This window comes from Neobacillus sp. FW104-15D2 (assembly GCF_058790155.1).
Genome location: NZ_JBYTCJ010000018.1, coordinates 36,087 through 53,933, shown reverse-complemented (window position 1 = coordinate 53,933; position 17,847 = coordinate 36,087). Strand labels below are relative to the sequence as shown.

At 39.8% G+C, this 17,847-nt stretch carries 14 protein-coding genes, 1 pseudogene and 1 riboswitch; of the genes and pseudogenes, 8 read left to right on the top strand and 7 right to left on the bottom strand.

Features of this window, described 5'->3' with window-relative positions; translation table 11 throughout:
* Window positions 1–100: 100 nt before the first annotated feature.
* Together AC3WR0_RS15030 and AC3WR0_RS15025 are read right to left on the bottom strand one after the other, a co-directional pair.
* Entirely contained in the window at window positions 101–1,927 is a 1,827-nt protein-coding gene (locus tag AC3WR0_RS15030) for a sigma 54-interacting transcriptional regulator (RefSeq protein ID WP_492553071.1), read from the bottom strand.
* 474 nt (window positions 1,928–2,401) lie between these two features.
* The gene (locus AC3WR0_RS15025) at window positions 2,402–3,307 is read right to left on the bottom strand and encodes an acetamidase/formamidase family protein (protein WP_492553070.1); all 906 of its coding nucleotides are present in this window, start codon (window positions 3,305–3,307) and stop codon (window positions 2,402–2,404) included.
* A gap of 212 nt (window positions 3,308–3,519) precedes the next feature.
* On the opposite strand from AC3WR0_RS15025, the gene AC3WR0_RS15020 reads away from it, so the two are divergent.
* From AC3WR0_RS15020 to AC3WR0_RS15005, 4 genes and pseudogenes are all read left to right on the top strand, one after another.
* Window positions 3,520–4,167 (top strand): GntR family transcriptional regulator, encoded by a 648-nt coding sequence (locus tag AC3WR0_RS15020; protein ID WP_492553069.1) that lies wholly within the window; start codon window positions 3,520–3,522, stop codon window positions 4,165–4,167.
* 151 nt (window positions 4,168–4,318) lie between these two features.
* Window positions 4,319–5,595: pseudogene (locus AC3WR0_RS15015) on the top strand (APC family permease).
* Between the two features lie 211 nt (window positions 5,596–5,806).
* Entirely contained in the window at window positions 5,807–6,727 is a 921-nt protein-coding gene (locus AC3WR0_RS15010; protein ID WP_492553068.1) for a proline iminopeptidase-family hydrolase, read from the top strand.
* Window positions 6,728–6,957: 230 nt separating this feature from the next.
* On the top strand, window positions 6,958–7,470 hold the full coding sequence (locus AC3WR0_RS15005; RefSeq protein WP_492553067.1) for a DoxX family membrane protein: 513 nt from the start codon (window positions 6,958–6,960) through the stop codon (window positions 7,468–7,470).
* Window positions 7,471–7,707: 237 nt separating this feature from the next.
* Here the strand turns inward: AC3WR0_RS15005 and AC3WR0_RS15000 are convergent, their stop codons facing one another.
* Both AC3WR0_RS15000 and hpt read right to left on the bottom strand, forming a co-directional pair.
* Window positions 7,708–8,193 (bottom strand): CarD family transcriptional regulator, encoded by a 486-nt coding sequence (locus AC3WR0_RS15000; protein WP_035444055.1) that lies wholly within the window; start codon window positions 8,191–8,193, stop codon window positions 7,708–7,710.
* Between the two features lie 205 nt (window positions 8,194–8,398).
* Window positions 8,399–8,929, bottom strand: a complete 531-nt coding sequence (gene hpt / locus AC3WR0_RS14995; RefSeq protein WP_492553066.1) for a hypoxanthine phosphoribosyltransferase — start codon at window positions 8,927–8,929, stop codon at window positions 8,399–8,401.
* 218 nt (window positions 8,930–9,147) lie between these two features.
* On the opposite strand from hpt, the gene AC3WR0_RS14990 reads away from it, so the two are divergent.
* Entirely contained in the window at window positions 9,148–9,660 is a 513-nt protein-coding gene (locus AC3WR0_RS14990; protein ID WP_492553065.1) for a DoxX family membrane protein, read from the top strand.
* 366 nt (window positions 9,661–10,026) lie between these two features.
* Here AC3WR0_RS14990 and AC3WR0_RS14985 read toward each other — a convergent pair whose 3' ends face one another.
* Window positions 10,027–10,920: a DUF7847 domain-containing protein gene (locus tag AC3WR0_RS14985; RefSeq protein WP_492553064.1), complete on the bottom strand. Its 894-nt coding sequence runs from the start codon at window positions 10,918–10,920 to the stop codon at window positions 10,027–10,029.
* A 439-nt stretch (window positions 10,921–11,359) separates the two neighbouring features.
* Here AC3WR0_RS14985 and AC3WR0_RS14980 point away from each other — a divergent pair, with 439 nt between their 5' ends.
* Complete coding sequence (locus AC3WR0_RS14980; RefSeq protein WP_492553063.1) at window positions 11,360–11,872, top strand: DoxX family membrane protein; 513 nt, start codon at window positions 11,360–11,362, stop codon at window positions 11,870–11,872.
* 45 nt (window positions 11,873–11,917) lie between these two features.
* Here AC3WR0_RS14980 and AC3WR0_RS14975 read toward each other — a convergent pair whose 3' ends face one another.
* Window positions 11,918–13,102, bottom strand: coding sequence for an acetyl-CoA C-acetyltransferase (locus AC3WR0_RS14975; protein ID WP_492553062.1), 1,185 nt, complete (start codon window positions 13,100–13,102; stop codon window positions 11,918–11,920).
* A gap of 656 nt (window positions 13,103–13,758) precedes the next feature.
* Between AC3WR0_RS14975 and AC3WR0_RS14970 the strand changes: the two genes are divergently transcribed.
* Complete coding sequence (locus tag AC3WR0_RS14970; protein WP_492553061.1) at window positions 13,759–14,271, top strand: DoxX family membrane protein; 513 nt, start codon at window positions 13,759–13,761, stop codon at window positions 14,269–14,271.
* Window positions 14,272–14,430: 159 nt separating this feature from the next.
* Window positions 14,431–14,943 carry a DoxX family membrane protein gene (locus tag AC3WR0_RS14965; protein WP_492553060.1) on the top strand — a complete coding sequence of 171 codons (513 nt, stop codon included), beginning with the start codon at window positions 14,431–14,433 and terminating at the stop codon, window positions 14,941–14,943.
* Between the two features lie 299 nt (window positions 14,944–15,242).
* Here AC3WR0_RS14965 and AC3WR0_RS14960 read toward each other — a convergent pair whose 3' ends face one another.
* Entirely contained in the window at window positions 15,243–17,438 is a 2,196-nt protein-coding gene (locus AC3WR0_RS14960) for a S53 family peptidase (protein WP_492553059.1), read from the bottom strand.
* 58 nt (window positions 17,439–17,496) lie between these two features.
* A riboswitch (cyclic di-GMP riboswitch) is annotated at window positions 17,497–17,590 on the bottom strand.
* Window positions 17,591–17,847 lie beyond the last annotated feature (257 nt).

The window sequence follows — 17,847 nt, the reverse complement described above, 5'->3', positions numbered from 1 at the left end:
ACTTGCAAGAAGTGTGCCAACTTGAAAAAGAGGTGATTTCGCACATTTTAGACACAAACACGTCCGACTGACACTACACAAGTGTCCGGAATGCGTATGATTAATCGGACGATTGTGTAGTGATATTATGCTTTTTCAACTTTTCGTATAGCGTGGAGCGCTGAATGCCTAATTTTCTTGCCGCTGCCGCCTTATTTCCGTTCGTTTCCGCCAGTATTTTTAAAATCAGTTCCTTTTCGCGTTCTAAAACTGAATTTTTTACCTTCGTCAGAATATTGTTTTCCTGTTCTAACGCAGGCAATGCAGAGACATTAGGGGCAGCAATAAGAGTACGTCCGAATCTTTCTGGCAAATCTTCAGGCTGGATGGTGTCTGATTCAGAGAGACTCACAAGCATTTCAACTGTATTTACAAGCTCTCTCACATTTCCGGGCCACGTATAGTTTATCAGTGTTAACATAGCTTCCTTTGAAAAAGATTTATTTTCGAGCCCAAACCGTTTACAAATCTTTTGTAAATGATGCGTTAATAATAGAGGAATATCATCCTTCCGACTTCTTAACGGAGGAAGCAACAGACGGATAATATTTAAACGATAATACAGATCTTCTCTGAAATCCCCTTCTTGAACCATGTCTTCAAGTCGGCGATTAGTGGCAGCCACAATCCGGACATCTACATGGTGTTTTGCCACTCCTCCAACCCGCTCTACCTCACGTTCCTGAAGTACCCGAAGGATTTTCGATTGCATGAGTGGCGGCATATCCCCAATCTCATCGAGAAACAATGTGCCCTTATGCGCAAGTTCAAATTTTCCTGGCTTACCGCCTTTTTTAGCACCGGTAAATGCACCTTCCTCATAGCCAAATAATTCTGCTTCTAAAAGATGCTCTGGTATCGCAGCACAGTTCACGCTAATAAATGGCCCCTCTGCATAAGGGCTTAGCTTATGGATAGCACTTGCGAACATTTCCTTACCGGTTCCGCTTTCTCCAGTAATCAATATGGTGGACGGTGTATTTGCCGCTTTTCGGGCGATTCGTTTTACATTTTGCAGTTCCGCACTATTGCCGATAATATCATCAAAACCGCCACTTACCTTCTTGATTCTTTCCTCCGGCAGGATATTTTGGGTTACCTGACGAGAAAGCTCCTGCATTCTGCCAAGGATGTTGTAAAGCTCGGAAACTCCCTGAAAAATCAACATACCGATTGCTCCGATTACTTTGCCATCTCTCCAAATGGGAAGCCTATGAACAACCATATCCTGTCCCTGAATCCGCTGAATGTACCCCTTTTCAGCCACACCGGTATCAATCACAAAATGCAGACGGGTATTTTCTATTATCTTAGTAACATGCTGGCCGATCGCATCTTCTCTCTTTTTTCCAAGGAAACGGGCATATGCTTCATTAAATTCTCTAATAATACCATTTGAATCTATTACGGCAATACCTTCGTAAGCGGTTTCCAAAATAGTATTTAATATGGAAGCAGTATGGACTGTTTCCTCAAGTTCATCAATATGCGAAGCATAGGAATGCAGAATATCAGTCCTGGTTAATATTCCTGTAATCCTACCCTCTTCATCCACTACAGGGAGGCGTCCAACGGGAATCCCATAGGCTGTTTTAATCGACTCGCTTTGCCTAATGGTGACGACTGAACTAGTCATAGCTTCTAAAACCGAGGAATCGGGTGATACCCCCTCAACAAAGCATCTCATCAGTCTGGATTTCGTTATGATTCCTACTACTTTTTTATCTTCATCTATAACAGGCAGTCCATCAATTCGGTACTGCTGGAGCAGTAGAATGGTATCTCTTAAGGTGTTATCGGGAAAAACAGTATAAGGTTTCGGTGTCATCCACTTCCAAACCGGATCTGCGTTATCCAGTTCTCTTAATCTCTCATAATCCTTGATCATCTTTTCATTCTCCTTTTAAAAGAATGTTTTATTTAGGAAGCAGCCTTTCGAAAAACGCTGGCTAATGAAGATCTTTTTCCTGTACACTTGAAAAACAAAGTCGTTCATTGAAGGACCGTTTCAAATGATTTCTATATTATGGTCTTTTATTGGCACATGAAAGACCCTTTCTCAAATCGAATCTCTATTTTGGGCTTATTTTTTAAAAAAAAATTATTAAAGAATAAATCTACTATTATTGTACAATACAATTTTTTTAAAGCGTATACAACCTCCAAATTGGAAGGAAGTACATAAAAACAGCGGTCCCATTGGGATTCCGCTGTTTTCTTTTTATTATCATAGTCCGCTGAGCCTCTTCTGGCCTCTTTCCGCAGGCTCCTTGGCGCAATATTTCTGCGAGGCCAGCTCTTGGTCCCTTTTCCCGACGGAGTCTCGCAATCAAATTTGGGCCATTTAACATGAAACTGATTATTATTTAAACAGTTCTACCTTATACGCATCTAAGACCATTTTAGGTACGAAGAATCTCGCTGTTAACAACGGGTCTACAATTTGTGAAATCTGGCTCTGCCCCACTGCACTCATCAGCATAGTAAGATGGCTTAGAGTCAGGTCAGTGTATGGCAATAGGAAATCAATCATTTCTTCAACCGCTGTTTTTGCCGCCTCATCCAATGTAGGAGCAGAAACAATCATTGCGAGCCCTTCCTCTGAAATTAAGAGAGGATTTTTTAGAGAATGTCCTTTTATTACCTCAAGCGTTACGGTAACTTTCGCTGGAATCTCAATTCCTGATACTCCCACTTCACCGTCTCCCATGGCTGCATGTAAATCGCCAAGCGCAAAAAGGGCTCCTTCAGCAAAGACAGGGAAATAAATAGTCGCACCCTCTGTAATGAGTTTAGTGTCCATGTTGCCGCCGTGTGCACCGGGTGTTCCGCAGGAAACAGGCTCTCCCTCAGGAGCGACACCAATTACACCAATCATTGGATTTAAAGGGATATGTAATCTTTCATTAAAAATTGCCTTCCCGTCCTGGATTGGAATCATCTTGGCTTCAAACTTCTCAAGTCTGTGTCCCATAACCCCAAGATCAGGCCCCACTGTCAAAACACCCTCTTGGCCCAATTCGATTTTTTCAATTTTAACAGCGAGAATATCGCCCGGCTCTGCAGATTCTACATATATAGGTCCTGTTGCAGGGTTGATTTGATTCCAATCTATAGAATTGATTTCTGTGTCGTTAGAAGTAATTTGATTTTGAAAGCAATCGTATGTCTCTATGATAACTTGTGAACCGGAGCTAATCTTTTGAATGGGCTCGTTGTCTTTACTGAATGCATAAATAGAATTTTTGCACGCTATTGTTTCAGCCATATTTTATTCCTCCCCAAAATTTGTTTTTAATTATACTCGTTTTCTTAGTTTCGTCAAACTATTAAAATAAATACAAAATATCATTATACTTTACAGCTTAAAAGCAAACACGTGTAAAAGGAAAAAGATATTTCTGAAAATATTGACAAGATTAAAAAGTAGAATTAAACTGTTAACAGTTAACTTTTGAAAGGAGGAGAACTTTCAATCACATGATTATCCAGCTCCCCACATTACAAGAAGAAGCAATCCGCAATATAAAAAAACTGATTATTGAGGGAAATCTGAAATTAGGTTCCCGTATTAACGAGGTAGAAGTATCTGCTCACCTTAATATTAGTCGGGGACCAGTAAGGGAAAGCCTGAGAATTCTTCAACAAGAAGGACTGGTAACCTACGTTCCAAGAAAAGGTATGTTTGTTACAGAATTAAAAGAACCGGATATTCATGAAATTTATAATATTCGCTTCCATCTTGAAAAAAGCGCAATTGAGCTAGGGTATGACCAATTAACCGATCAACATATCAACCAGTTCGAACAATTGATAGAGAAAATGAAATTCTTCTCCTTAGAAAACCGTAAGGATATGCTGGTCCAGCTTGACCATGACTTTCATGAGTTAATTATCAATCTCCCAAACTATCAGCGATTAAAGAAAAATTGGGAATCCTATAATGCATTAATCGAGTTAATTTTTGCCCAGGTTTTTGAGCTGGGAAGCGAAAAAGTGGAAGATTTGCCTCAAAGCCACGAAATATTGGTAGATGTTTTGAAAGAAAGAAATAAAGAAAAATTTATTAAAGTTTTAGAAAGCCATTATTTTCAGGGAAAAGAAAATCTTCTTGCTGTCTGGAATTAATGAGAAATTATTAGATAGGTTTTTAGGGGGTATTTAAGTGGAGAAATTACAAACACACGCCCAGGGCGCTGCCCAGGCTAGTTCAGGAAAGAGTGAATATCGGCAAGAATTAAACAGGGTTTTAACATTTAAAGATTTATTAATCTACGGAATGGTTTTTATGGTTCCGATCGCACCGATGAGTGTGTATGGAATCGTTTCGCAATCAAGCTTTGGAATGGTGCCTTTAGTTTACCTCGTTGGTATTATTGCAATGGTTTTTACAGCATTAAGCTACAGCAGAATGAGTAAGGAATTTCCAATCGCAGGTTCCGTTTATGCTTATGTGCAGCGGGGATTAAATCCTCATATCGGCTTCTTGGCTGGATGGATGATCCTCGTCGATTACATCTTAGCACCCGCGCTGCTTTACGCTTTTTCCGGTATGTGGCTCCACAGTCTTGTCCCATCCGTTCCTTCTATTATATGGGTAGTACTTTTTATCGTGATTAACACTCTAGTTAACGCAAGAGGAGTACAGCTTGCCGCAAAAACAAATTTTGTTTTATTGGGTGTTGAAATTATAGCCTTATTCATTTTTATTGGTTATGCAGTTAAGTTTGTTTTTGTTGATGGCCTTGGAACTGGCGGGTTCTCCTTGTCACCAATTTATCAGCCAGAGCACTTGAATCTTGGATTTATTGCTACTGCTACTTCTATTGCGGTTTTAGCTTCCTAGGTTTTGACGGAATCAGTACTTTAGCAGAGGAAACGAAAAATCCTCAGAAAACAGTTGGCCGCGCTACAGTAGCTGCCCTCATCATTCTTGGATTAATTTTTATGGTACAAACCTATATGGCTGCGCTTGTTCATCCTAAATATGCAAATCTTGATCCTGATATGGGATTCTTCGATATTGCGAAACAAGCTGGCGGTCCATTCCTTTATTACATGTTAATCATTGTAAACATTATAGCAGCTGGAATTGCCAATGCACTTGCAGCACAATCAGCCATTTCACGTATTCTATACTCCATGAGCCGTGATAAGCTATTGCCTGGATCATCATTCTTAGGAAAAATTCATCCAAAGTATAAGACTCCATTTAACGCAACTCTTTTTGTCGGACTTTTATCATTGATTGTTGCTAATGTCTTGAAAATCGATACAATCATTAAATTTGTTAACTTTGGTGCCTTAACTTCTTTCATGCTATTGAACATTACTGTTTTTACTTACTTCTATATTAAAAAGAAAGAACGTGGATTAGGCGCATTTTTAAAATACGTTCTCTTCCCTCTTTTAGGGTTCGCCATCATAGCCTATGTTTGGTCAGGTTTTGATAAAGTGACTTTCATGGTTGGATTCAGCTGGCTGGCAATTGGAATAATCGTTGGCGCTGTTAAATCAAAAGGCTATAAAATAGTTCCTCAATTAAAAGATTTGTAAGATAACCTAGCTCTGCCAGCCATGTTGCAACGGCAGAGCTTTCGTTATACATATTTATTTTTGGGCTTTGTTAAAGAATATTGTGGATTTTCCACTATGTGATTGAAGCGTAAGGCGCGAGACTCCAGCGGGAAAAGCGAGCGCCGAGAGCGAACATCAACATTCAAATTTAACAGAGCCTTATTTTTAAAAAAGAAAGGTGGAAAATAAAATGTACGCACAATCTAAAGTTGTACCTTTAAGTAACGGTTTTCATGTTTGGACTAGAAGAGTGGGAGAAAGCCCAATTAAAGTTTTATTGCTCCATGGGGGACCTGGATGTACGCATGAATACCTGGAATGCTTTGAAAACCACCTGCCTCCGGAAGGAATCGAAATTTACTTCTATGATCAGCTTGGTTCCTATCATTCTGATCAGCCAGATGATGTAAAGCTTTGGGATATCGACCGTTTTCGAGAAGAAGTAGAAGAAGTAAGAAAATATCTTAATCTTGATGACTTCTATCTATTTGGATCCTCTTGGGGCGGCTTTTTAAGCATTGAGTATGCTTTAAAGTATCAAAACAATCTTAAAGGTTTAATCATTTCCAATATGACAGCAAGCATTGCTTCTTATGTAGAATATATTAACCACCTGCGTGACCAGCTTCCTGCTGAACTTGTCGCAAAAATGAAGCAATATGAAGCACAGGGCGACTTTAAAAATCCTGAGTATGAGGAATTGGTTGATAAATATCTGAACAAGCAGCATGTTTGCCGTCTTGATCCTTGGCCAGACTCCGTTGTAAGAGGCTTTGCCCATATGAATGAGCAAATTTACAATACCATGCAGGGACCGAATGAATTTATGGTAAACGGAACCTTTAAAGACTGGAACCGTTGGGAAGATATTCACAATATTACTGTCCCTACCCTTCTGCTTGGCGGTAAATATGACACAATGAATCCAGAAGATAAAAAGGAAATGGGAAGACGCATTCCAAATTCCCGCGTAGGCATCTGCCCTAACGGCAGCCATCTATCCATGTGGGATGATCCAGAAGTTTACTTTAACTTCATTAAAGAATTTATTAAAGATGTTGAAGCAGGCCGCCCTGTTAAAGGCGAAGCTGAACCGGCAGCAAAAGCTTAATATGTTTTGAAAAAGACTCCTTTTTTGGAGTCTTTTTTTGATTGACTCATCTTTTAAAAAGGATGAGTCAGTTAAATAATACGAGCTGGAATGCTCAGCTGTAATATTTTGTTCAAAATGTTTTGACGGAATTGTGAAACCACGCACAAACCCCCCTCAAATTAAAATCATTAAACTATAATGACAATGTAATCACATTATTAATATTAATTCATAAAGGGGTCTTCAAAATGTTTAATCAAACTTTAAGGGAAAACAAAGTCTCTGCTATCATTCTTGCTTTCATTCGTTTATACGTCGGCTATGCCTGGTTCGAAGCGGGCCTTCACAAAATCACTGGCGGATTTGATGCTTCAGGATTTTTAAAAGGCGCGATCGGCAATCCAGTAAAAGGTCCAGACGGAAGCATTCTTTACGGAACATATCTTACTTTCTTAAAAAGCTTCGCTCTTCCTAATGCTCACATCTTCAACGTTTTAGTTCCTTGGGGCGAGTTACTTGTAGGTATCGGCTTGATTCTTGGATGCTTAACTACAGCTGCAATGTTCTTCGGTTTAGTGATGAACTTCTCTTATCTAATGGCTGGCACTATCTCTTCTAACCCAATGGATATCCTGCTAGGTGTTATTATCTTAGCTGCAGGCTTCAACGCTGGAAAAATTGGCTTAGACCGCTGGGTGATTCCTTTCATCCGCAAAACTGTATTAAAAGGAAACAATCATACTGTAAAACAAAGTGCATAAATAAGAAAATCACCTTACTCCAACCGGGTAAGGTGATTTTCTTATTCAAGGCCAAATCTCAGTCTTTCATCCGGAAAATTGCCCTAAGACTGCCTGTCATGGACAAATTTCGGAATCAGCCTTGAAAATATCTAATACAAAAGCACCTTACTCAACGGGAGTAGGTGCTTTTAATGAAAAGTAATTTTTGAAGTTGCTATGGGGTAATGGGGTGAAATGGAGCGGAAGTGTGTAGTTTTAAACTAGAACGCTGTTTTTTAGAAATTCCACAGCTTGCACTTCATTAATTCCTTTGATTAATTCTAATTCACCCAAAAATATTTTCTTGGCATTCTCGAGCATTTGCTTCTCAACGGAATTAAGTGACTTTTCTTTTTTAATCCTTAATAAATCCCGAAATACTTCGGCACCTTCTTTTAATTTTCCGGTCCTCATTTTATCGGTGTTGATTTTGAATCTTTGTTTCCATGGCAATGACAAATCTGATTCTCCATTGTGGAAAATGTCTAAAACATTCTCCATATAATCCTCGTCTGCAACTAAACGAATATTGGAATTGTCGATCTTCTTAAGGGGAATCATCACCTGCATGGTATTCCCGTAGATTTTGATAACAAAATATTTTTGTATCTCTCCCTGGATCTCTTTTTCTTCAATTCCTTCAATAGTTCCTGCACCGTGCATCGGATATATAATGTTGTCGCCAATTTCGAACAAATTCATCCACCTCCGTTAAACTCCTTTAATCATAGCACTTTTTTAAAAAATAATCAAATAATATATATTATCACTGTTCAAAAGCACTCGTCAATAGTTTTTGCTCATTTGTTGAATTTTTTTTAAATCCTATCCTCACCTTAAAGTAAGCGGTTTCAAAACATTAAAATAAAGCTGCTCATTGCTGAACAGCTTCCAAAATAAAATCCGGTTATTCCACATACTCCACACTCGCAATATAGGGTAAATTACGATACTTTTGACGAAAATCTATCCCATATCCCACAATAAATTCATCAGGTATAACAAAGCCAACATAATCTACAGGCAAATCAACTTTTCTTCTCTCAGGTTTATCCAAAAGGGTACAAATCTTTATTTGTTTTGGCTTATGTATTTTTAAGTGATCGAGCAAAAAGTGCAATGTAAGACCGCTGTCAATAATATCTTCAACCACTACTACGTTCTGGTCTGTTATATTAGCATCAAGATCTTTTAAAAGTTTTACCTTCCCGGACGTTTCAGTGTCATTTCCATAGCTGGAGACCGAAATGAAATCGACTGCTATCTCTCCCTTCATCTTGCGAATCAAATCCGCAGCAAAAACAAAAGAACCTTTTAGTACAACAATGAAGGTTATAGGCTCTTGGCTAAAGTCGTTTTGAATTTCTCCTGCAAGCTGTTTTACCCTTTGTCTGATTTCCGTCTCGGTAATCATTCTTTTTTTGATTTTATAACCCATTCCCTCACCCCTATATTCCTTTTATCGTATTTTCCCCTATTTTTCCACTGATTAATCTTGCAGCTCTCAAGCCTTTAAGATCATGCATGTCATATTCTGTTCAAAATGTTTTGACGGAATTGTGAAACCATGCACAAACTCCCCTCAAATTAAAATCATTAAACTATAATGACAATGTAATCACATTATTAATATTAATTCATAAAGGGGTTTTTAAAATGTTTAACAAAACTTTAAGGGAAAACAAAGTCTCTGCTATCATTCTCACTTTCATTCGTTTGTACGTTGGCTATGCCTGGTTCGAAGCCGGCCTTCACAAAATTACCGGCGGATTCGATGCTTCAGGATTTTTAAAAGGCGCGATCGGCAATCCAGTAAAAGGTCCAGACGGAAGCGTTCTTTACGGAACATATCTTACTTTTTTAAAAAGCTTCGCTCTTCCTAACGCTCACATCTTCAACGTTTTAGTACCTTGGGGCGAGTTACTTGTCGGTCTTGGCTTAATTCTTGGATGCTTAACTACAGCTGCAATGTTCTTCGGTTTAGTGATGAACTTCTCTTATCTAATGGCTGGCACTATCTCTTCTAATCCAATGGATATCCTGCTCGGTGTTATAATCTTAGCTGCAGGATTTAATGCTGGTAAAATCGGTTTAGACCGCTGGGTAATTCCTTTCATCCGCAAAACAGCTTTAAATGGAAATAACAATACTGTAAAACAAAATGTTTAACCTTTTTGCATAAGTAATATAAATCGAAAAGCACCTTATTCCTAATGGATAAGGTGCTTTTATTAGTTAGCCTTTACTCCCTGAAACTGTGCATTCTGTTGATTTAGGAGAAAAGGTGAAAATACTGCTTACAATTATTAGAGCGAATAGAAGAACAAGCCAAATCCTTAGAAGCAATGAATTTTTCACCGGCTCCCTGCCCCTTTCAGGAATCGGCTCTTTCGAGTTAGTTCGATTCTTCAAGCCACTTCATAACAGTTCTGCGGAAGGAAAAATATTCTTTCAAGTGCTCCGTGCCTTATTTTCATCAAGCATGATTATCACCTTGCGAATGTATTTATAGGTTTTTTATTTGGTATTCTTGAATTATTCCTTTATATCTTTTGCATCATGCCTGGTCTTTAAATCAAGATACATAACCGCATAACCAACTGAGAAGAACAAAGTTGTAAATAAGCTTGTCAAGTTGGTAATAATCGAATTTAAAACACTATTCCCAAGAACGGCCGAGAAGGTTCCCTGTACAACTAAACTGATTGCGGCAACGATTAAATAAAACACAATATAAAGACCAAGAGTTGCCCAGGTACGTTTCCTCGAAAGTCTCCAGCTCCGTCCAAAGCCTGGTGACTTTTTATCAAGGACAACCGAAGCAAAATAAAAACTCCAGCGAGTTAACAATAAACCTATCCCCAAGGCAAAGCCCAAAAATAAAATAATGCCGAGGAGGACTCCCAAAAAGGGATTGGCCATGGCCCCTAAAAAGCTAATTAAACCGATAATAATTCCTGGAACAATGATCAGTCCTGTAACGATTAAAACGAATAAAAGTGTGCTGCCAAGCATCGGCCAAAAGCGGGAAAAGCCTTCTTTTAACACTAAACGGACCGTAAACTCTTCATTCCTGCGAATATGATTTATCACAAACAGAATAGCGGCATCGGTAACCGGAAAGAAAACAAGACTTATCACACCGACTACTATCAATCCCCAATCGGCACTAATGCTGCTGGAATTTATCGTTCCATTAGTACCTTCTTTAAAACCGGATATAATCTGTTCATACCAGGCGCCACCGCTGCCAGGTTCCCTTATAAAGCTTTGTCCTGAAAAAAGCTGAACAATCGCTTCAAGGAGGAAAACAGGTCCCATAATAATAAGTAAAATCATGAGCAAATCCTTAAAATGCGCCTTACTCAACGAAAAAGTATGATTCAGAATTTCTCCAAATCCCATTGGTTTCGTAAATCTATTTTCCAATCGAAAACCCCCTAAAAAGTAAAAATAAGTATGACTTATTTTATCATTAATCAAATGTTTTGAGAGAAAAAGTAAAACAAAGAAAATAATTACAAAAATATTCAAAATCGGCTCTCAGAAAAAATCGATTTTCTTGGCGGGAATTTATGATAAATTGTTAAAAGTGATTTTACTAGGCCGCAGATCCTCAGTTTCCAACGGGGCTCAGGCTTTTAAGATTTATTCCTTAAAATCGAAAGTGATGTTACCTAGGTTTCCTTTAGCTGCCTTCCTCCTCCTGTCCCTGCAAATAGCCCATTAGCTTTTCCTGTAATAATTTGTTCAAAATGTTTTGACGGAATTGTGAAACCACGCACAAACTCCACTCAAATCAAATTCGTTAAACTATAATGACAGTGTAATCACATTATTAATACTAATTTATAAAGGGGTCTTCAAAATGTTTAATCAAACTTTAAGGGAAAACAAAGTCTCTGCTATCATTCTTGCTTTCATTCGTTTATACGTTGGCTATGCCTGGTTCGAAGCTGGCCTTCACAAGATCACTGGCGGATTTGATGCTTCAGGATTTTTAAAAGGCGCGATCGGCAATCCAGTAAAAGGTCCAGACGGAAGCATTCTTTACGGAACTTACCTTACTTTCTTAAAAAGCTTCGCTCTTCCTAACGCTCACATCTTCAATGTTTTAGTACCTTGGGGCGAGTTACTTGTAGGTATCGGCTTGATTCTTGGATGCTTAACTACAGCTGCAATGTTCTTCGGTTTAGTGATGAACTTCTCTTATTTAATGGCTGGCACTATCTCTTCTAACCCAATGGATATCCTGCTTGGTGTCATTATCTTAGCTGCAGGCTTTAATGCTGGTAAAATCGGTTTAGACCGCTGGGTGATTCCTTTCATCCGCAAAACAGCACACAAAGAAAACAATCATACAATCAAACAAAATGTCTAATATAAAAATCACCTTACTACAACCAGGGTAAGGTGATTTTTTTATTTATGCTCTTTCTAAAATAATAGCTATTCCCTGGCCGCCACCGATGCATAGTGAAGCAAGTCCATATCGTGCTCCACGAAGCTTCATTTCAAGGGCGAGCGAATAAGTAATCCGAGCACCGCTTGCTCCTACTGGATGACCGAGTGCTACCGCTCCTCCATTGACATTTACTTTCTGCGGATCAACTTCCAGCGCTTTCATGACAGAGATTGATTGGGCCGCAAAAGCCTCATTAAATTCAATTAGATCGATATCATTCCATGTCAGTCCTGCTTTTTTCAATGCAGCCTGACTCGCCGGAACAGGACCAAAACCCATTATATTAGGATCTACTCCTGCAATTCCCCATGAAACGATTCGTGCTAAAGGCTCAATATCCTTTCTTTCCTTTAAAAAGGACTCTGAAGCCAAAACAACTGCTGCAGCTCCATCATTAATGCCGCTTGCATTTCCGGCAGTGACGGTACCGTCTTTTTTGAAGGCTGGTTTTAATTTTGCAAGATTATCGAAATTGATGTCTGGACGAATATGTTCATCCTCGGAGACTACTGTTTGCTTATTTCTTTTACCAGTTATCGTTACTGGTACAATTTCCTGCGCAAACCGGCCAGATTGCCTTGCCGCAGCGGCTTTCAGATGCGAATTCATGGAAAACTCATCTTGTTCCTCGCGAGTGATAGTATATTTCTCGGATAGATTTTCTGCTGTGATCCCCATGCCGCAGCCAATATACTCATCTGTTAGTGTCGACCAAAGCATATCGTCAATTGGAGGAGCGCCGTTTGGAGAGCCAAACCTAGTGCCTCTCAGGACATGCGGCGACTGGCTCATATTTTCTGTCCCTCCAGCTACAGCTGTTTTGGCATCACCCAGTATCATTGTCTGGGCACTAGAAACAATAGCCTGCAGACCTGATCCACAAAGCCTGTTCACTGTAAGCGCAGGTGTTTCCACCGGGATTTCGCTTTTCAAGGCAATATGACGAGCCAGATAGGATGAGGCCTTCGTTGTATGAATGACATTTCCAAATGCTACATCTTCAATTTCCGTTGGAGACAGTCTGCTTCGTTTTAAGGCTTCGTTTGCAGCCGTTACGGCAAGATCAATATCACTTACATCTTTTAGAGAACCGCCGAATGAACCAAAAGGCGTTCTTGCTCCGTTAATAATATAAATAGATTCCAATTTTCTCTCTCCCCTTTAGCTTTTAGATTTTAATAGGATGATTTTGCCGAAGTAAGGTCTTCTGAATTTTACCGATAGATGCCCTTGGGAATTCCTCCACACTTTAAAATGGGATAGCTGCTCTGCACAAAATGCTCTTATTTCTTCCTCTGATAAGTTAGAAATATACGCAATAATTGCTTCCTATCTCAAATTATCTGGAACTCCAATTACAGTACAGTCGGTTACCCCCTTGATAGCTTGATATAACATTTTCTATTTCTATAGAAGAAACATTTTCTCCTGCTCTTTTAATCAAATCTTTATACCGGTCTACAAACCAGATCAATCCTTCCTTGTTTCTATAGCCCATATCACCTGTATTCTACCCCTGAACCATATTTGTTCATGAAAGGAATGAAAAGTGCGGATAGAAAATGCTGTAAGAACATCCCGAGTTTAAGCTGATTATTAGTGCTGTTAGCAATTTGTAAGAGCTATATGAGGATTCAATCTGGCAGGTAAATACTATTAATCTTCCTCTTGTAATATTTTGTTCAAAATGTTTTTACGAATTTGTGAAATGATGAGCAAACTCACCTCAAATCAAAATTAATAAACTATAATAACAGTGTAATCAAGTTATTAATATTAATTTTCCTAAAGGGGTCTTTAAAATGTTAAACCAAGTCTTAAGAACAAACAAAGTCTCTGCTGTCATTCTCACTTTCCTTCGTTTATATGTTGGCTATGCCTGGTTTGAAGCCGGCCTCCACAAAATTACCGGCGGATTCGATGCTTCAGGATTTTTAAAAGGCGCTATCGGCAATCCAGTAAAAGGTCCAGACGGAAGCATTCTTTACGGAACTTATCTTACTTTCTTAAAAAGCTTCGCTCTTCCTAATGCTCACATCTTCAACGTTTTAGTTCCTTGGGGGGAATTCCTAGTCGGTATCGGCTTAATTCTTGGATGCTTAACTACAGCTGCTATGTTCTTCGGTTTAGTGATGAACTTCTCTTATCTAATGGCTGGCACTATCTCTTCTAACCCAATGGACATTCTGCTTGGTGTCATTATCTTAGCTGCAGGCTTCAATGCTGGTAAAATCGGTTTAGACCGCTGGGTTATTCCTTTCATCCGCAAAACTGCAATTAAAGAAAACAACCATATCGCAAAACAAAATGTTTAATAGCTAACAATATAAAAACTATGATTCTAGTCACAGGTTGTTCAAAATGATTTTACAGAATTGTGAATGGTTGGAAAAATCGGCTTCAAAGTCAACTAAACAAACTATAATAACAACATAAACACATTATTAATATTAAATTATAAAGGGGTCTTCAAAATGTTTAACCAAGTCTTAAGAACAAACAAAGTCTCTGCTGTCATTCTCACTTTCCTTCGTTTATATGTTGGCTATGCCTGGTTTGAAGCCGGCCTGCACAAAATTACCGGCGGATTCGATGCTTCAGGATTTTTAAAAGGCGCGATCGGCAATCCAGTAAAAGGTCCAGACGGAAGCATTCTTTACGGAACTTATCTTACTTTCTTAAAAAGCTTCGCTCTTCCTAATGCTCACATCTTCAACGTTTTGGTTCCTTGGGGCGAATTGCTTGTCGGTCTTGGCTTAATTCTTGGATGCTTAACTACAGCTGCTATGTTCTTCGGCTTAGTAATGAACTTCTCTTATTTAATGGCTGGCACTATCTCTTCTAACCCAATGGACATTCTGCTTGGTGTCATTATCTTAGCTGCAGGCTTCAATGCTGGTAAAATCGGTGTAGACCGCTGGGTGATTCCTTTCATCCGTAAAACAACATTAAAAGGAAACAACCATACTGTTAAACACAATGCTTAATTGATAGTTAGAAATGATCTTTTTGTAAACATTGTTGCTCTTAACGCTTGTAAGTGCCCAATAATCACGGGGTTATTCGGACTACACTAGCATTTCCATTAGCCTTTCTGTCCGAATCACGGCGCTATTCGGACTCCACCGGCTGATACAGGAGCCTTTCTGTCCGAATCATGACTTCATTCGGACTCCTCCGGCTGATCCAAGAGCCTTCCTGTCCGAATCACTGGGCGCGCCATTTTTGTTTAAAAATATACAAATGACGGCCTCTTTTAAAGGAGGCCGTCACTGATAATATAATTCTATTGCACTTGCAGGCTTACATCATCCACAAAGAAGTCGGTTGGGTTGCTGCTGTCATTCGTACCTTTAAAGGCAATTTGGACAGTCTGCCCTTTGTAATTTAGGAGACTGTAGCTTCGCAGCACCCAGCCGGACGCTGTTCCATCATTCAAGGTTAACAATGTTGCGAGTGCGGAGCCGCTTGTATTGCGAACCTGTGCGTAGAAATAATCATAGGCATGGCTTGTTTCTGTTGTAGAAACATAAGTCCAGAACGTTAGCGTCGCACTTGTTGCGGTAGAAGGAATCGTAACAGTTTGATAGATTGTATCCGTACTGCTGTTATATCCATTTAGATAAGCTGAGTAGCTGCCTGTATGCGGACGGGATGTATCAACGAGCTGATAGCCGCCAATACTAGATTCGGTCCATGGTGATTGGCCGCTTTCAAAACCGCCATTTGTAATTAGTTGAGTGACAGTGCCACCTCCGCCTGTTCCTCCGCCGGATGAGGATCCGTTGATATCGCGAATCAAGTTATAAGCATCAGGAGTCCCAATACCTGAAGCCATATCATAACCAGTTGTTGCCGGATAGTACAGGTTACTTCCGCTTGTGACATCGTGGAAAGCGTTATAGGTTTGAGTTGTATTAAACATCTTATAAAGTGTAGGGTTTGCCTGGCCAAGGTTTCCCTTACCGTTTGCTGCTGCATATTGGTTATTGAGCGCAGCAATACCCGCCCATAACGGTGCTGCCGCTGATGTACCGCCGACTACAGTCCAGGCTCCCTGGCTATAGATGGAATATCCAGTGCTTGGATCAGCATCTGCTGATATGTCCGGAACCTCACGTTTTCCGTTCGAGTAACTATTTTGCACACCAGTACCAGACTGGAACGAAGGCATTGCATAGACTTTTGACAGACCGCCGCCTCCACCAGTTTTATTGGTGCTGTTAGCCCATACTGATTCTGAACTGTAAGAGGATCCGCTTAAGTTCAGATGAGTTCCGCCAACACCTGTTACATATGGGTCGTTTGCTGGGCTGTCGACCTCTAAAGTAGAACCGCCGGAATCATAAGCTCCATTGTCACCTGATGCAGCAAAAATACTTTGTCCCTGGGTAGCATATTGCTGGAATATGGTATGCAGGCTGTTCATTGTAGCACTGGAAGCATGCTGTTCACCGATTCCCCAGCTGACAGAAATTGATTTTGATTTATTATCAGTTGCTATTCTTTGATAGTTATCAATTAGGCCTTGATCTGTGTTTGGCGCTTCATAAACGACTACCTGTGCTTTTGGTGCAATCGCGTTGATTACCTCAATATCCAGTTCTACTTCGACTTCACCCTGGCCAGCTGCACCGCTATATCCATCAACGTATACATTTGTAGGCGCAGGGCTTCCAAGACCATAATAATTACTATAGGAAGTAATATTCGAAGCCTTATATCCATCAAGTTCCATTACTGCTACTGTTTGGCCTGATCCTGTATAGCCGGCACTTGCCAGCGGGCTGACATCATAAGCCCCTTTCAACTCAGTTGGAGTATAACCGCCAGACGGGCCGCTGCCCACTCTTGGGTTAACAGCTGCGGGCTTATTACTTACTTGAGGTGATTGTTTTCTGACTTTAGGATGTGTGTAGTGCGCCTCATTATTAAGACCTTCTACATCGGTAATGACTCCCTCAAATTCTGCAGGTATCTCAGGAGCCTGTTCATTCGCAAAATAGTTCTGCCCTTTGGAATTTTTATAGTCATTGATGGTTACTGCAAATGCATCTTCCATCTGTCCGGTTGTTCCATTAACTGTGATAAAAGCATTGTTGGATGATACACCCTGAACTTCAAATCCTTTGCTTTTTAAAAAACTTTTTACATTCTCGACCGTTTGATCCGTCGGGCCAAATTGACTTCTAAATTCTTCAGGTGTTAGGTACTGCTTGTAATTTGGGGAGGAAGGGTCATTGAGACTTGCAATAAAGCTATCCAGCTTATCACTGTTTCTTAATTGCAGGGCCACCGTTAAGGAAGCCTTTGTACTGCGGCTGGTATGGCTAATCAGCTTTCCATGTGCTGCTGCCATTGGCGCTGCACCTTTTAACTGAACGTGGCTGGGAGCTGCAGCGTAGCTTGGACCTCCTGACATGCCCAGTGTCAGGCTTAGTACGGACGCAGCAAGTGGCATTAAAACTTTACTTCTTTTCATTTTTTCACCTCTCCATTTCCCCAAACAAAAAATCTCCAACGTGGCACATTTTTACCAGTCTGGCGGCCCGACTGCCGTGGAATCGTTTGCTGTCTTTCTTTAGGCTCGTGGCTTTGCGTCACCATCTTTCAATGGTTTTGCTTTTTCATTTGGAATAATTTTTCCGATTATCTAGCATTTTAGCTAGTTAAAAATACCAAGTATATAAGTCTATAAGCATATTTACAATTAAAATTTGATGAGAAAACGAAGAGAGTCATAGGGAAATCAGCACTTCTGTCGAGTGGGATGTTTTATCGCATCAGCCAATACTCCTGAAACGAAATTTTCCCAACCTCTATGTCGTCCTAAAGTCTCATACAACCGACATTAAACTTGTCACTTTTCAACAAAAAAAGGCAGTACAAAA

Excerpts from the sequence above, each read along its gene's own strand:
- AC3WR0_RS15030 (WP_492553071.1), bottom strand. The coding sequence starts at position 1,927 with ATGATCAAGGATTATGAGAGATTAAGAGAACTGGATAACGCAGATCCG.
- AC3WR0_RS15025 (WP_492553070.1), bottom strand. The coding sequence starts at position 3,307 with ATGGCTGAAACAATAGCGTGCAAAAATTCTATTTATGCATTCAGTAAA.
- AC3WR0_RS15020 (WP_492553069.1), top strand. The coding sequence starts at position 3,520 with ATGATTATCCAGCTCCCCACATTACAAGAAGAAGCAATCCGCAATATA.
- AC3WR0_RS15010 (WP_492553068.1), top strand. The coding sequence starts at position 5,807 with ATGTACGCACAATCTAAAGTTGTACCTTTAAGTAACGGTTTTCATGTT.
- AC3WR0_RS15005 (WP_492553067.1), top strand. The coding sequence starts at position 6,958 with ATGTTTAATCAAACTTTAAGGGAAAACAAAGTCTCTGCTATCATTCTT.
- AC3WR0_RS15000 (WP_035444055.1), bottom strand. The coding sequence starts at position 8,193 with ATGAATTTGTTCGAAATTGGCGACAACATTATATATCCGATGCACGGT.
- hpt (WP_492553066.1), bottom strand. The coding sequence starts at position 8,929 with ATGGGTTATAAAATCAAAAAAAGAATGATTACCGAGACGGAAATCAGA.
- AC3WR0_RS14990 (WP_492553065.1), top strand. The coding sequence starts at position 9,148 with ATGTTTAACAAAACTTTAAGGGAAAACAAAGTCTCTGCTATCATTCTC.
- AC3WR0_RS14980 (WP_492553063.1), top strand. The coding sequence starts at position 11,360 with ATGTTTAATCAAACTTTAAGGGAAAACAAAGTCTCTGCTATCATTCTT.
- AC3WR0_RS14970 (WP_492553061.1), top strand. The coding sequence starts at position 13,759 with ATGTTAAACCAAGTCTTAAGAACAAACAAAGTCTCTGCTGTCATTCTC.
- AC3WR0_RS14965 (WP_492553060.1), top strand. The coding sequence starts at position 14,431 with ATGTTTAACCAAGTCTTAAGAACAAACAAAGTCTCTGCTGTCATTCTC.
- AC3WR0_RS14960 (WP_492553059.1), bottom strand. The coding sequence starts at position 17,438 with ATGAAAAGAAGTAAAGTTTTAATGCCACTTGCTGCGTCCGTACTAAGC.